General features: G+C 34.2%; 9 protein-coding genes. 8 read left to right on the top strand and 1 reads right to left on the bottom strand.

From position 1 onward, the window contains the following. Positions 1-15: 15 nt before the first annotated feature. The 8 genes from Q0870_RS04185 (at position 16) to Q0870_RS04150 (ending at position 14,798) form a co-directional block, all read left to right on the top strand. Entirely contained in the window at positions 16-3,504 is a 3,489-nt protein-coding gene (locus tag Q0870_RS04185) for a glycosyl hydrolase (protein ID WP_298551400.1), read from the top strand. 438 nt (positions 3,505-3,942) lie between these two features. Continuing rightward, positions 3,943-6,789: a glycosyl hydrolase gene (locus Q0870_RS04180; protein ID WP_298551398.1), complete on the top strand. Its 2,847-nt coding sequence runs from the start codon at positions 3,943-3,945 to the stop codon at positions 6,787-6,789. Next, positions 6,786-8,042: a hypothetical protein gene (locus Q0870_RS04175; protein WP_298551396.1), complete on the top strand. Its 1,257-nt coding sequence runs from the start codon at positions 6,786-6,788 to the stop codon at positions 8,040-8,042. Before Q0870_RS04180 ends, Q0870_RS04175 begins: the two co-directional genes overlap by 4 nt. A 42-nt stretch (positions 8,043-8,084) precedes the next feature. Further along, positions 8,085-8,957, top strand: coding sequence for a hypothetical protein (locus Q0870_RS04170; protein WP_298551394.1), 873 nt, complete (start codon positions 8,085-8,087; stop codon positions 8,955-8,957). After that, positions 8,958-10,391: an L-fucose/L-arabinose isomerase family protein gene (locus Q0870_RS04165; RefSeq protein WP_298551392.1), complete on the top strand. Its 1,434-nt coding sequence runs from the start codon at positions 8,958-8,960 to the stop codon at positions 10,389-10,391. It begins immediately after the preceding gene. A 94-nt stretch (positions 10,392-10,485) separates the two neighbouring features. Further along, positions 10,486-11,877, top strand: a complete 1,392-nt coding sequence (locus Q0870_RS04160; protein ID WP_298551390.1) for a sulfatase — start codon at positions 10,486-10,488, stop codon at positions 11,875-11,877. 20 nt (positions 11,878-11,897) lie between these two features. After that, positions 11,898-12,950 (top strand): L-rhamnose/proton symporter RhaT, encoded by a 1,053-nt coding sequence (rhaT, locus tag Q0870_RS04155; protein ID WP_298551388.1) that lies wholly within the window; start codon positions 11,898-11,900, stop codon positions 12,948-12,950. An 84-nt stretch (positions 12,951-13,034) separates the two neighbouring features. After that, positions 13,035-14,798, top strand: coding sequence for a T9SS type A sorting domain-containing protein (locus tag Q0870_RS04150; RefSeq protein WP_298551386.1), 1,764 nt, complete (start codon positions 13,035-13,037; stop codon positions 14,796-14,798). A 381-nt stretch (positions 14,799-15,179) separates the two neighbouring features. Here the strand turns inward: Q0870_RS04150 and Q0870_RS04145 are convergent, their stop codons facing one another. Beyond that, on the bottom strand, positions 15,180-15,674 hold the full coding sequence (locus Q0870_RS04145; protein WP_298551384.1) for a hypothetical protein: 495 nt from the start codon (positions 15,672-15,674) through the stop codon (positions 15,180-15,182). Positions 15,675-15,713: the final 39 nt, after the last annotated feature.

Below are 15,713 nucleotides of genomic sequence, written 5' to 3'. Positions count from 1 at the left end.
CGTACTATCAAAAAAATGAAAGCATCCTGTAAAACCTTGTTTTTAGCATTAATACTGAGTCTATTTGTATCAAATTTAACTGCCCAAAATACACCCTTAGAACAAAATTTTCAGAATCCGCCAGCATCTGCGAAACCACGTACTATGTGGTTTTGGATAAACGGAAACGTTACAAAAGAAGGTATAACAGCCGACTTAGAAGCTATGAAAAACGTAGGCATTCAGGGCGCTCTGATTTTTAATGTGAATTTAGGAAACCCCAAAGGTTTTGCTGATTATTTAAGTACGGCATGGCTAGATTTATTTCATTTTGCAGCTTCGGAGGCCAAACGGTTAAAACTCGAATTAAGTTTTCATAATGGTGCTGGTTGGTCGTCAACGGGAGGGCCATCAATCACCCCAGAATATGCGATGCAAGAACTGGTTTTTTCTGAAACCTCACATGCCGGAAATGGTGTATTTAACGCTAAACTACCTCAACCTAAAACACACTTAAATTATTATAGAGACATCGCCATTCTTGCTTTTCCTAAACCTAAAAACGACCAGCGTATTGACGAATTAGATACAAAAATACTTTCGCATAAAGTTAGAAACCATCTAACACCTGATAATAAGAATGTTTCTGATTTGGCAATAGTTAAAAAAGCAGAAATTATCGATTTGACAACAAAGCTTTCGAAAGATGGGGTTTTAAAATGGCAAGCACCTAAAGGCGAATGGACTATTTTACGAATTGGACATACACCAACTGGTGAAAAAAATCGTTTTCCGAGTGATGGCGGACGTGGTTTAGAATGCGATAAAATGAATAAAAAAGCGGTTGATGTTTTTTGGCAAGGTGGCATCCAACCCATTATTAAAAAATTAGATACTTTAATAGGTACTGCTGTTACAAGATGCCATATTGATAGCTACGAGGTAGGTACTACAAACTGGACAGCAAATTTCGCTGAAGAATTTAAAAACCTTCGTTCTTACAACTGTAAAGCATATTTACCTGCATTAGCCGGTTACTATATAGAAAACGGCGAAGAAACGGAACGTTTTCTTTGGGATTTTAGACGCACTATTGGAGATTTAATTGCTAAGAATTATTACGGTTATTTCGGTGAACTTTGCCATAAAAACGGCATGCAATTTTCTACAGAACCCTATTGGGGACCATTTGATAGCATGCAAGTTGGTGCAACTGCTGATGTGGTAATGTCAGAGTTTTGGAGTGGTAGTTTGGCCTTTTTTGACTCGCCAAAATTTGTTGCTTCGATTGCCAAATTAAATGGAAGCCCAATTGCCGAAGCAGAATCTTTTACTGGTATGGGAGGCTGGAACCAACATCCAGGTACACTAAAAGCCATGGGCGACTTGGCCTGGGCGCAAGGGATCAATCGTTTTGTTTTTCACTGTTATGTACACCAACCTTGGAATGTTGGACCTGGATTGACTTTACAAGTTTTTGGAACAGATTTTAACCGTTTAAATACGTGGTGGAATCAGAGCAAACCTTTTGTAAATTATATTAGTAGAGGTCAGTTTTTACTACAGCAAGGCACCTCGGTAGCCGATGTCTTGGTTTTTACAGGAGAAGCATCTCCAAATGATGCGCTTTTAATGCCAGAACTAAAAACATTAGGCTATGATTACGATGTGATTGGGTCAAACAAAATACGTTCGTTAACGGTAAAAGGCGGTCTTATTTACACCACAGTTGGAGAAAAATACAAGGCTTTGGTATTGCCTTCAATCGAATGGATGACACCAGAAACACTTACTAAAATTAAAGAACTAGCCAATTTAGGAGCACAAATTAGTGGTCCAAAACCAAAAAAATCGCCAAGTCTTGAAAAGTATCCTACTTGTGATGAAAAGGTTATTGAGTTAGCTGATAATTTATGGAATTCTGGTATTATTAAAGATAACTCGATTTTAGATGTTTTAAAAAACGGCACATTGCCTCCAGATTTTTCTATTGAAGAAGGACACCGTGAATCTATAGATTTTATTCACAGAAAAACACAAGATACGGACATTTATTTTGTAGTAAATTCTAAGAAAGAAAGTCGAGAGTTAGCCTGTCGTTTTAGAGTATCAGGAAAACAACCTGAGCTTTGGAATGCCGAAACCGGAGAAATAACTAAGGCTACAATATGGCATGAAAATGATGATGGTACTACAACAGTATCGGTAGCGTTTGAACCAGAAGGTTCTGTTTTTGTGGTTTTTAGAAATCCGATACATTCAGATCAACACATTGTAAATGCTGAAATGAAGTTGGAAAACCCAGTAGTAACGCCCCTTTCAAACTTGAAAATTATCAAAGCAGAATATGGAACATTTTTACCTGATGGCTTGGTTGATGTTACGGAGGTAGTTGCAAACAGGATTCAAAATAATGGATTGAATATACACGCTACGAGAGAACTTTCTATAGGTGATCCGGCACCTGGTTACAAAAAAGAATTACGCATTCAATATACAATAGGAGAAGAGGTCTTCGAAAAAAATGCCATGGAAAGAGAATGGTTAGAAATAGAGGCTACAAACAGCGGGAAATTAACGGTCTTAAAAGCTGTCTTTGGAAAATTTGCTAGAGGTGTTGATGGCATCCCACCAAATAAACCAGTTTTTGATGTAACTGAAAAAGTAAGATCAATGGTTGCTTCAGATGTATATGAAATTCTAGTAAATGACGGTTTCCTTGAAGGAAAAGAGATTAAGACAAAGAAAGCCCTACGTGTTATTTACACAACTAATAATGAAGAGAAAATGGTTACTGTTTCCAATGGAGGGATATTAAAATTTACTCAAACAACATCAGGACCAAAATTAGTATTTGAAGATGATAAAGTAAATTTGGTTACACCCTTTGCTGGAGAAATAAAATACGAATCGTCAAACGGAAAAACCAAAACTTTAAAAGTAAAATCAATACCTGAGCCTATTGATTTATCTAATGATTGGCAAGTAAGCTTCCCGCTAATAAACAAAGATACTTTAGAAACTACATTTAATCAATTGATTTCTTGGTCGGATGCTTTAGAAGAAGATATTCGTTATTTTTCGGGGACAGTTAGCTATAAAAAAGAGTTTCAAATCCCTACAAAACTTATAAAATCGTGTTATTCTTTAGAATTAGATTTAAGTAATGTTAAGGTAATTGCTGAAGTGATTCTTAATGGAGAAAACCTTGGAATATTATGGAAAACCCCATATAGAATCAATCTTGATGATGCAATCTTAAAGGGTACCAACACACTTGAAGTAAAAATTACTAACCTTTGGCCAAATAGATTAATTGGCGACGAGCTGATGGAGCTAGATTACGAAAGAAAAGGACCAAATATAAAAGAATGGCCCAAGTGGCTTTTAAACAATAGCAATAGACCAACAGAACGTGTAACTTTAGCTGCATTTAAACATTATAATAAAAACTCAGAACTTTTGCCATCTGGTTTATTGGGGCAAGTGAAACTTGTAGTTTATAAAGTGAAAGAATTGAAGTAGTGTATAATTCAGTAAGAGATAATTTTGAAATAGATATATCAGGGTTAAGAACTTGTGAAAATGGAATTAGTATTTTGAATACATAATTAAAAATAACTATAAATAAAAGATTGCTTTTCGTTTAGTGAAGTAAGCATATAAAGATTAAAATATAAATTTTATAATTATGGTTTATTGATGGAAAGAATCCTGTTGAAAGGATAGTAAATTTATGTGTTGCACTATAAAACTTATATGTTCTTTTTTAGCTTAGTTATTGATTACCTATGTGAGGTTATAAAAAAATAAAAGTAGCATGGGAGTGCATGATAGAGATAGCTTTTAAAAATAGTATACTTGTTGTATTGTTTTATTCTTGTTATTCCAGATTTGAAGGTTGAATATAAAGAATGAATCAATTATCCTAAGTAAAATTAAAGAAAAGACAACATGTTCTTATTGAAAAAAAGAAAAATATCTAGTTTGCTATTTCTGTTATTTTGTTTATTGATTTTAAATGCTTGTAGTACTCAAAAAAAAGAAGAAATAAAGCCTGATTTGTATAGTAGATTTAAAAATCCACCAACTGAAGCACGCCCATTTGTACGTTGGTGGTGGAATGGCAATAAAATAAAAACCCAAGAATTGGATAGGGAATTAGAATCGCTTAAAAGTGTTGGTTTTGGGGGTGTTGAAATAAATCCTATTGCAATGCCTGTAGATTCTGATAGTGGATATGAATCCTTAGTTTGGATGAGTGATGAATGGATTGATATGGTCGTACATGCCTGTAAAAAAGCCAAAGATTTGGGAATGATTACCGATATGATTGCCGGAACAGGTTGGCCATTTGGAGGAGAGTTTCTTCAAGATAATGAGACGTCTCAACGTATGGTGTCAGATTATATTTTTTATAAGGATGGTGCAATTATTGAAGCTGATGAAGTTGGGTTGATACAATTATATAAAGAAAAGTACAAAAACAACAGATCACAAAGGCATATCAGTAAAAGAACAACTTACAGGCTGTCGTATATTAAACTAGTACCTGAAAATTGTAGTGACACAAATCAAATAGTCGATTTAAAGAATCATATAGATGCTAGCGGTAAAATCTTTTATCAAATAAAACAAAAAGGTAATTATGTATTGTCTTATGGTTTAATTCAGCAAAATTTTAGAGATGTTACACTGGGTGCTCCTGGTGGTGCAGGCCCTGTAATGGATCATTATAAAAAGGAAATAACCTTGGCGTATTTAAATCGGATGAAGAAAATATCAGAACGTTCAGGCATTCTGCTTAGTAATTTAATTCGAGCCATATTTTGTGATAGCATAGAAGTTTCTGGAGCCAATTGGACAGATGGTTTTGAAAATCTGTTTTTTGAGACCTATGGCTATAAACTAGATAATTGGCTACCTTTTATTTTTTATCAAGCTACTGGTAATTACTCACAAGGAAAGTATTCTGAAAATTTCACTCCTGAGTTTAAAGACCAGTTAAAGCGTGTACGATACGATTATAATAAGTTATTGGTTGAGGTGTTTTTAAAAAACTTCACTCAGATTTATAAAGATTTTTGTGAAGAAAACAATATTCTATGCCGTTATCAAGCCTACGGAACGCCTTTTTTAATGGGGATGTTAGATGGTTACATGATACCAGATATACCAGAAAGTAACAATTGGATTTATACTGTTGAGATGAAAGATTCTGTTTGGGATTGGAAGCAATCTCATGGCTATATGATTTGGAATATGTATGCTTCAGCTGGAGCGCATCTAACAGATAAAAAGATTACGAGTTGTGAAGCCATGACCAATTTAGGTGGTGTATTTAAAGCTACACTTGAAGAAATAAAGCAGCATGATGATATGAATTTTATCACGGGAATAAATCATTCTGTTCTGCACGGTTATAATTATTCGCCACCAGAAGTTGAGTTTCCTGGATGGATTCGTTTTGGTACCTATTTTAGTGAGCAAAACACTTGGTGGAAACACTTACCTAATTGGATAGATTATAATTCTAGATTATCCTTTGTGTTTCAAAACTCTCAAGCCGATAAATCTATTGCTATTTTAGGGTCAACTGCAGACCTCTGGGGAGATAAAGGTTTAGCAAGAACGCCTTTCCACATGGAACCAGAGTATTTATATCGATTATGGGAACCTATAAGTCAATTAGGGTATTCTGCTGAATATATTAATCAAGGTGTTCTTGAAAGAGCTTCTATAAATGAAGGTAAAATTATCTATGGTAATATGACCTACAAGTTGTTAGTCTTAGCCAGCTTAAAATCATTAAGCCCAAAGGCAGCAGAAAATATTAAAGCATTGGTGGAGTCTGGTGGAAAAGTTATAGTTATAGACCAATTGCCAATCAAATCTTTGCACTATTCAGAATATGAAAAGAACGATGCTTCAGTTAAGAATATCATAACCAGTTTATCTGCGAGTTACCCTGAATCTTTAATTCAAATAAAGCGACCAAAATCCATAGAGGTATTATTCAACTGGACAAAAGATATTCTGAAAACAACGCAGTTAGAAGCAGATGTGCTTATCAGTAATCCAACCAATAAAGTCTATCAAATCCATCAATACACCCATGATAAAGATATTTATTTCTTTACCAACGTAAACCGTTTTGAAACAACATCTTTTGATGCTAAATTCCCTGTTGAAGGTAAATATCCATGGGTATGGAATCCAGAAACAGGGGAGAAAAAGCCCTGTTATTTTGAACTGAATTCAAATGAGTTAAGTGTCACTTTAAATCCTTTGGAATCTCTTTTATTAGTTTTTGAAGATGAAGAACCTAAAGAAAAAGGAAAACCTGTTACTGCAAAAATAAATAAATCAAAAGTACTCGATGTTAATTGGCAAGTAGAAGGAAAACGGAAGGATGACAAAACATTTATCTGGAATATGCCAACGCTTATTGATTTCAGTAAATCAAAAGATAGTACTCAAAATACTTTTGGAGGGGAAATTATTTATAAAACAACTATAGATAATTCAGGAGATTTTACGCATTTAGATTTAGGTAATGTAAACGAAGGTGTAACAGAGTTATTTATAAATGGAGAAAAAATTGGAAAACGTTGGTATGGTAAAGCGATTTATCCAGTGGCTGATTATCTTAAAAGAGAGGATAATGAGATTGAAATTCATTATACAACCGTTTTAGCAAATTATGCCAAATCACTTAAGAATAATAAAATGGTGTGCGAGTGGACAAAAAGATATAAAGATTTGGTGCCAACAGGTTTAGAAGGGCCTATAAAACTTATTAATAAATGAAATTAAGACAAATGAAAATTAAAGTATTACTTACAATTCTGCTAACAAGCGTTGGTTTTATATCAAATGCGCAATCAAAAAAAAACACAAACTCTATTGTTGATGAAAATGTTGTTTTTGAAGAAAAATCTGGGCTTGTGGCTATTGAAGCCGAATTCTTTTATAAACAAACTAACACTAATGTTAGACAATGGTACCGTTCATCAAAGTTTGAAAAACCTAATGCTGGTAGAGATGAAGATACATTGCACGTTTATGGTTCTAGTAACAACGCTTACCTAGAAATTTTGCCAGACACAAGAGTAACTCATGATGATGCATTAATTAAAGGGGAAAATTTCAGTGATGTGCCTGGTGTTTTGGCTACGCTACATTATAAAGTTAAATTTAATACTCCTGGGCGTTATTATGTTTGGGTTCGAGCTATGAGTACAGGTAGCGAAGATAATGGTATACATGTAGGGCTAAATGGCGAGTGGCCAGAGAGTGGCCAGCGTATGCAATGGTGTGATGGTAAAACACGTTGGACATGGGCTAGCAAGCAGCGTACTAAAGAAATACATTGTGGAATTCCTCATAATATTTATTTAGATATTAAAGAAGCTGGCGTGCATGATATTCTATTTAGCATGCGTGAAGATGGTTTTGAGTTTGATAAATTTATTTTAGCACAGGATAAGCTGTATATCCCAAAGGGCAAAGGTGCAAAAGTGAATACTATTGGGCAACTTCCTAAACCATATCCTAGTGTATCAGCACCAATTATAAAAAAAAATTATTTTAAAACAATCGCAGAAGCATTACCTAAAAATAAATGGATTGCTGCGCAACAGTTTCCGTCAGTAGGAACCGATTTTTACACTAATGGAAAAAATTGGATGGCTATAAATCCAAAAACTCATAAAAAAGCAATAACGAGTACAGTATTTAATTTTGAAAGTGGAACTTACGATATCGTTTTTGTTGGAGTTGGTGAAAATGATGGCAGTTCTACATTTCAAGTATTGATTAACGGAAAAGAACTCGGAACTTATCAACCACCTTTAATTGATAAAATGTTTGAGGAAGGTAAAAAATCTACAAAGGTTTGGAAAGGAATCAAGATGAACAAAGGTGATAAAATTACTGTTAAAGCTGAGGTTGGAACAGATGGAAAAGAGTTCACACGTGGGCGTTGGGCAGGAATTATATTTACTCCAGTAGGAAAAGGTAAAAAAATATTAAATGCGCAATCATCTTATTCTCAAGATTAATCAATAAGCAGACTAAGTTAAAACTTAATAAAAATTTTAAAAATGAATAAAATAGCTTTTTTTATAATAACAATGTTGTTAATATCAGAAACTACATTTTCACAAATAATTAACCCACCTCTAGGTCGTATAGCTGTAGTTGCCGACGGCAATTCTCCTGATCCAGATGATTTAGGAGGAACAGCTGTTTCTCTTGCATTATTGCGTTCGGCTGGATTAGCAGATAGGTTGGTGCATTATTCTCACAGTTGCGATATTGTCCCTTCTAATAGAATTTCGAAAGCAGCTGAAAAAGAGCGTCATGCATTAATGCAAACTACTTGTGATGGTACTGCTAGACGTTGGGGTGGGTTCGATCATATAGATTTTATTGATGTAAAATGGAATTTAGATAAAGCAATTGAGGATTTAGCAAAAGCTATTAATGCGTCTTCAGAGAAAGATCCGCTTTGGATTGTAGAAGCAGGAGAACCAGATTTAATAGGTTTAGCACTAGATGCATCTTTAAAGTCGAAACATAAATTTGTAAAAGTTATTACGCATCATCCAGCAAACGACCAAACTGGCGAGTTTTATGAATGGGAAGAAATTTTAGCGTTTAATGTAGAAGAAGTCCGTATTCCTGATCAAAATATTTTACTAAAAGTATATGAAAAGCAATGGGATTGGGCAAAGAATCATAATGATCATAGGTTAAATTGGGTGTGGTTAATGGGAAAAACAGCAGAGATTGATAATGTTGTTAAGTTTCAAAAAGGAAAATGGGATTGTTCTGATGCAGGTATGATATATTATTGGATAACTGGAGCTAATATAAATAATGGAGAAATTCAACCTGCCGTATATCAGGTAAAAGAGATGTTATTAAAATATGTTGAAAATTCTTCAGAAGAAGAAAATAAAACTAACCATTAAATGAATAAAACAGATTCAAAAAAAATTAAAGTTGGTCTTTTTGGTATCGGTTTAGATACCTATTGGCCGCAATTTGAAGGCTTATTAGAACGGTTAGAAGGTTATCAACAACAAATAGCAACTAAAATGGAAAGTTTTGGTGCTGAGGTTGTCAATGTTGGTTTGGTAGATTCCCCTGTGGTTGCAAGAGAAAAAGCTCAGGTGCTAAAAACAGAAGATGTAGATATCTTATTTTTATACATATCTACGTATGCCTTATCATCTACAGTATTACCTGTAGTACAAAAAGTAAAATGCCCAATAGTTATTTTAAATATACAACCTGTTGCAGCTATAGATTACGAAAGCTTTAATGCATTAGGAGATCGTGGGAAAATGACTGGAGAGTGGTTAGCACATTGTCAGGCTTGTTCGGTACCAGAATTTGCAAATGTGTTTAATCGTGCAGGAATAGATTACGAATTTGTAACAGGTCATTTAGGAGAGCAAGTAGTTTGGGACGAAATTCAGGATTGGATTGATGCTACAAAAGTCGCTTCGATAATGCAAAATAATAGACTTGGTGTTTTAGGGCATTATTATGCAGGTATGTTAGACGTGTATTCCGATTTAACAAAACAATCTTCAGCTTTTGGAACGCATATAGAAATTGTCGAAATGTGTGAAGTGAAAAAGTACAGAGATGCTGTTACAAATGACGAGGTTGGTGAAAAAATAGCTGAATTCCAAAGTACCTTTGAAGTGATTGATGCTTGTGAAGAAGAAGAATTGGTACGCGCAGCAAAAACATCAATAGCTTTAGATAAATTGGTTAAAAACCACGATTTAGGTTCTTTAGCCTATTATTATGAAGGCGAATCAGGAAACGAATATGAAAATATTGTAACTTCTGTTATAGCAGGAAACACCTTATTAACAGGAAAAAATGTACCAGTTGCAGGCGAATATGAAGTGAAAAATGCCCAAGCCATGAAAATTATGGATGCTTTTGGTGTTGGTGGTTCATTTTCTGAGTTTTATGCGATGGATTTTAATGATGATATTGTGATGTTAGGTCACGATGGGCCTGCACATTTTGCCATTGCAGAAGGTAATGTACAATTAGTGCCATTACCTGTGTATCATGGAAAACCAGGAAAGGGCTTGTCAATTCAAATGACTGTTAAGCATGGTCCTGTAACTTTATTGTCTGTAGTAGAAGGTAAAGATGATGTGTTTTTATTAGTTGCCGAAGGAGAATCGGTAGAAGGGCCAATATTACAAATAGGAAATACAAATAGTCGCTACCGTTTTTCAATAGGAGCAAGAGCTTTTATGAATGAGTGGTCTAAACAAGGGCCATCCCACCATTGTGCTATTGGTGTAGGTCATATTGCTAACAAAATTGATAAATTAGGTAAGTTGTTAAATTTAAGAGTAGTCAGTATTTGTTAGTTGAATGTTTTTTTAATCATGACACATCAGGATAAGGAAAATGTAAACCTGTACTATTTTTGGTTATTGTAATCGAATATATTTTGATAATAGAATGAAAAAATTATTAGCGGTATTATTAGTAGTATTACTTAATTGGTCTTGTGAGAGTAAACAGGAATCAATAGTTCCAAACATAGTTATCATAAACGTTGATGACATGGGTTGGAAAGATGTTGGTTTTATGGGAAGTGAATACTATGAAACCCCTAATATAGATTACCTGTCTAGTTTAGGAATGGTGTTTACAAACGGGTATGCGTCTGCCTCCAATTGTGCACCTAGTAGAGCCAGTTTAATGACAGGACAGTGGACACCACGCCATGGAGTTTATACAGTTAGCCCTTCAACACGAGGGAATTCTGAAGATAGAAAAATAATCCCTACAAAAAACACCCATACCTTATCGCCAAAACATCTAATTTTACCTAAGGTTTTACACGAAAACGGATACTTAACCTGTCATGTAGGAAAGTGGCATTTAAGTGATAATCCGCTAGAATATGGTTTTGATGTGAATATTGCAGGAGGGCACAATGGGTTGCCTAGAAGTTATTATCCACCTTATAAAAATGTTACGATTGAAAAAGGTAATAGCCAATATTTGACTGATTTGGTTATGGAAAATGCTTTAAAGTTCGTAGATACAGTTCAAAAACCATTTTATCTTAATTATTCACCCTATGCGGTTCATGTGCCTATAATGGCAGTAGATAGTATTGTGCCTAAATATGAAAAAAAATCACCTTGGCAAGGTCAAGGTAATGCTGAGTACGCTTCAATGGTAGATAATTTAGATAGAAATATAGGACTACTTATCAATAAATTAAAAGAAAAAAATCTTTTTGAGAACACACTTATTGTGTTTACTTCAGATAATGGCGGTTTGTATGGCATAACAAAACAAAAACCACTTAGGGCAGGAAAAGGAAGCTATTATGAGGGAGGTATTAGAGAACCTTTTTTCTTTGTGTTAAATGGTAAGATTCAACCAAATACAAAGAGTGAAGTTCCAATAACGAATTTAGATATTTTTCCAACGGTATTACAATATGCGGGAATAGATGTGAGTGCGCTTCAATTAGACGGAAATAATTTGTCCCCTGTTTTAGAAGAAGAAATACAGGTTTTTGAGCGTCCTTTATTTTGGCATTTCCCTATTTATTTACAAGCTTATAATGTAAATGATAACGAAAATCGTGATCCTTTGTTTAGAACGCGTCCAGGTTCTGTAGTAAGAAAAGGAGATTGGAAATTACATTATTACTTTGAAGATAAAGGCGTAGAGTTATATAATTTATCCGAAGATATTGGAGAAAGAAATAATCTAGCAGAAGTAAATCCTGAAAAAGCAACTGAATTATTAACATTGTTAAAACAATGGTGGAAAGATACCAATGCGCCAATACCTACAACTAAAAACCCAGAGTACGTAAGTAAATTATAATAAATTTTATATTCAAAAATATGCAAGCAATATTAGGGGTTCTATTTCATTCTTTAGGAGGCGTAGCCGCAGGAAGCTTTTATATGCCTTACAATAAGGTAAAAGGTTGGGCATGGGAAACCTATTGGATGGTAGGAGGTGTTATGTCTTGGCTTATAGTACCGCCAATAGCAGCTTATTTAACGGTTCCTGGTTTTGTAGATATCATTACATCAAGTTCTAGTGCTATTTTAGGATTTACATTTTTAATGGGTGTACTTTGGGGTATTGGAGGATTGTCTTATGGATTGGGTGTACGTTATTTGGGAATGTCTTTAGGAAACTCAGTAGTTCTTGGGTTTTGTGCTGCATTTGGAGCTGTAGTACCTTCAATATACTATAATTTTAATCCGGAGGAAGGTAAAACTTCTTTTACAGAAATGATTTCTTCATCGGGAGGAAGAGTTGTTTTACTTGGTGTTTTAGTATGTTTAATAGGTATTGCAATTTGTGGAAAAGCGGGTATGCTAAAAGAAAAAGAGCTGTCCGATGAAGAAAAAAAGAAGAGTGTAACCGAGTTCAATTTAATAAAAGGGTTAATAGTTGCCGTGCTTTCAGGCATATTAAGTTCATTTTTTAGTTTTGGAATAGAAGCAGGAAAGCCTTTGGCAGATGCAGCAGTTGCTTCAGGGTATGATCATTTATTTGCAAATAATGTCACCTTTGTAGTTATTCTATGGGGAGGTTTAACAACAAATCTAATTTGGACAAGCGTATTAAGTATCAAAAATAAATCGTACAAAGATTTTACAAATTCCAATACGCCTATTAGTAAAAATGTAATGTTTTCTGCTCTGGCAGGAACCATATGGTTTTTACAATTTTTTTTCTATGGCATGGGAGAGAGTAAGTTAGGTAATGGTGCCAGTTCATGGATTTTACACATGTCTACTATTATTTTAACAGCTAATCTTTGGGGGATTTACCGTAAAGAATGGTACGGTGTTGCTAAAAAAACAAAACTTACTGTAACAACAGGGATTATAGTAATTATTCTATCTGTTGTATTGGTGGGAATTGGGAATTCTATTTAAGTAAGTTTATGTTGTAGTCATAAAGCACAGGATAGTTCTAGTTCAGAATAATACTATTTTCGTTTAATTGTACTAGAAAAAGATATGTTAAAAAAATCACTTAATTTTTGTGTTGTATTTTTAATAACAACATTTGTATTTGCTCAAGATTATCCCTTTAGATTGCCTTCAGATATGGAGGCAACTATTAATATTAATTCTACCTCAACAGAAGTATATAATAATTTGTTGCTTGGAACAAATACGCATCATTTTTCAACCACAAAAGAGAAAGATTTAATAAATAAATTAAAGCCTATAACTATAAGGTTTCCACATGGTTTATGGGCTAATTGGTATGACTGGCGTCGTGACGTTACGCGACTTTTTGGAACAGAAAGCTTTCAGTACGAACAAGGCGTAAATAAGACTATTAAAACAAAATCACCCGATTTGTTGGCGAATATAAATATATTCGATAATCTTGATATTAAAGTTGGGATAGAAGGTCTCACAAGTTTAAATACAAGCAGGAAATCAACAACAGGTGAAGGGTTTGATATGATGTGGACGTTCAACATGAGTGCCGACGGTACCGATTTTAATAATGGATGTCCAGAAACCATAGCGCGATACGATGATTTGATTGCTAGAGGTTTTGAGGTGAAAGTTGTGGAAATGGGTAATGAAAATTTTTATCCAGGTCAAAGGAGCTCCATCATACCAAATGCTGAAGATTATATTGCTAGGGCAAAATCGATGTCTGCAGCGCTTAAAGCAAAAGACCCAAATATAAAAGTATCTGTGCCATTACTGCGAAGAGACAGTTGGGCAAACCCTAATTGGAATGCAGATTTAACAGAAGACTTAACTTATTTTGATGCAGTAACGGTACATACTTATGTAGGTTCAGATCCTGATGATGCTACAAATAGCGATGAAGCTTATGGTACAGCACTTACTGCACGTAAGCACTTAGGAAATTCTATTTATAATTATGCGCATCAAGTAGCACCCAATAAACCTATTTGGTTAACCGAATGGGGTGTGAAATCTGGCGGGCCAAATGCAGTATCTGCTTTAGGAATGGCAGATTGTTATATTTTTATGAGTCAAAATCAAGATGTTTTTGAGCGAGCCAATTGGTTTAGTGTAAATGGAAAACTTAATTCACATTACGTTTGGGAAACCTATATTGCTCCTAGTGGTGCTGAACGCCCAAGAATTAAGTATCCTTTAGAAAAAACACTCTTTGGGTCGGCTTATGAAATTATACGTTTAGCACTAGAAAACACTACGTTAATTGAAAGTAATGTTGAAGTAGCAAACCTTGTAGATGGTGTGAAAGCAGTTAACGCAAGAGTAGTAACAAAAGATGGAAAAACTTCAGTTTTTGTTGTAAACCTTAGTAATCAAGATGTGCCATTTAAAGTTAACATTGATGGTGCAACTTATACAGAAAATGCAATGCATAAAGCTATTTCCTTTAGTGCAATGGATGAAGAAAGAGTTATGGGGATTGATGTAGATCCGTTATCTTTAATTAGTGATGATACTAAAGGTATTACTTTACCTAAATTTTCAATAAATATTATAGAATTATCTAACGCATCATTATCTACTTCCGATATTGCAAAACAAGCTGAAGTTAGAATATATCCAAACCCTAATAAAGGGACATTTAATATAAAACTAACCCATGGAGAAGAAGCTCAATATAGAATTTATTCTATAAGTGGTGTGGAAATTCAAAAAGGGGGTTTTGTGTCAACAAAAGAGATTCGTTTTGATAATAATCACACAGGGATTTACATTTTACAACTAAATACTGAGCAAGGTGTTTCAACTCATAAAATCGTTGTTAACTAATATTTATTGTTTTATTCCCTGCATAAATTAACCTCTTTAAATTGAATATGTGCAGTTATATTCCCAGTATCGCTTGTGTCGTAAGCGCCATATCTCGTGTAAACTCGTTCTGTAGTATGGTTGTGTTCAATGTAGATTTCAGTATCGCCAACTGTTGTTTTTGAAAATGCCGTACCATTAATATCGTATCCTGTTTCATAAACAAAAGTATATTCTTGGTTGTAATTTAGGGTTTTAAAGTTTTTTACGTCTCTGCCACCACCAGTATCTATAGTATATGGATTAATGGTTACATGTGTTTCAATTGTATTTTACCACTAGATTTCTTTGCGTAAAGTAAAAATTGTGCACTTCTGTTTGTGCTTCCAGCTTCTTCCCTTTTTAAATATTACCACCTGCATGGGACTGGATAATACAGGTGTTTCCACCACTTAAATCTACAATTTTAAGTGTTCCAATTAGAATAGTTTTTTTACTTATTCCTTGCGAAATAGTTTTAAAAAATCGTTCTACTCGAGTTCTAGTGCCATCATATCGTATTTCGCCACCAGTAATTTTGTAGCTACCCCAACCATTAGTTAAATTTTCATAACCTCCAACAGTATTATCTGTTCTACAATCTAGTGTGCCTTGATTGTTAGGGTTTGAAATATCATCACAAGATTGTGATTGTGACGCTGAAGGTCCTAACTTTGGAAAATCGGATACCTCATCACAAACCTGGTTAGGAGTAGGATTCGAGCTGTCGTCCTCTGCTTCTTCTATTATAGTTTCTTCTTTTTCTACTTTGTTTTCAGAATCGGTAGAACATGACATTAAAAGGGCTAAAAACAAAAAGAGTACACTTTTACCTATTAATTGAGGTTTGTTTTTCATTGCAAAAAATAATTGTTATAAATTGGGTTATCAAATAAG

Source organism: uncultured Algibacter sp. (genome assembly GCF_947487575.1).
In the GTDB taxonomy this organism is placed as follows: domain Bacteria; phylum Bacteroidota; class Bacteroidia; order Flavobacteriales; family Flavobacteriaceae; genus Algibacter_B.
Note: the sequence above shows the minus strand (reverse complement) of the source record. Positions and strands in the feature narration are given on the sequence as shown.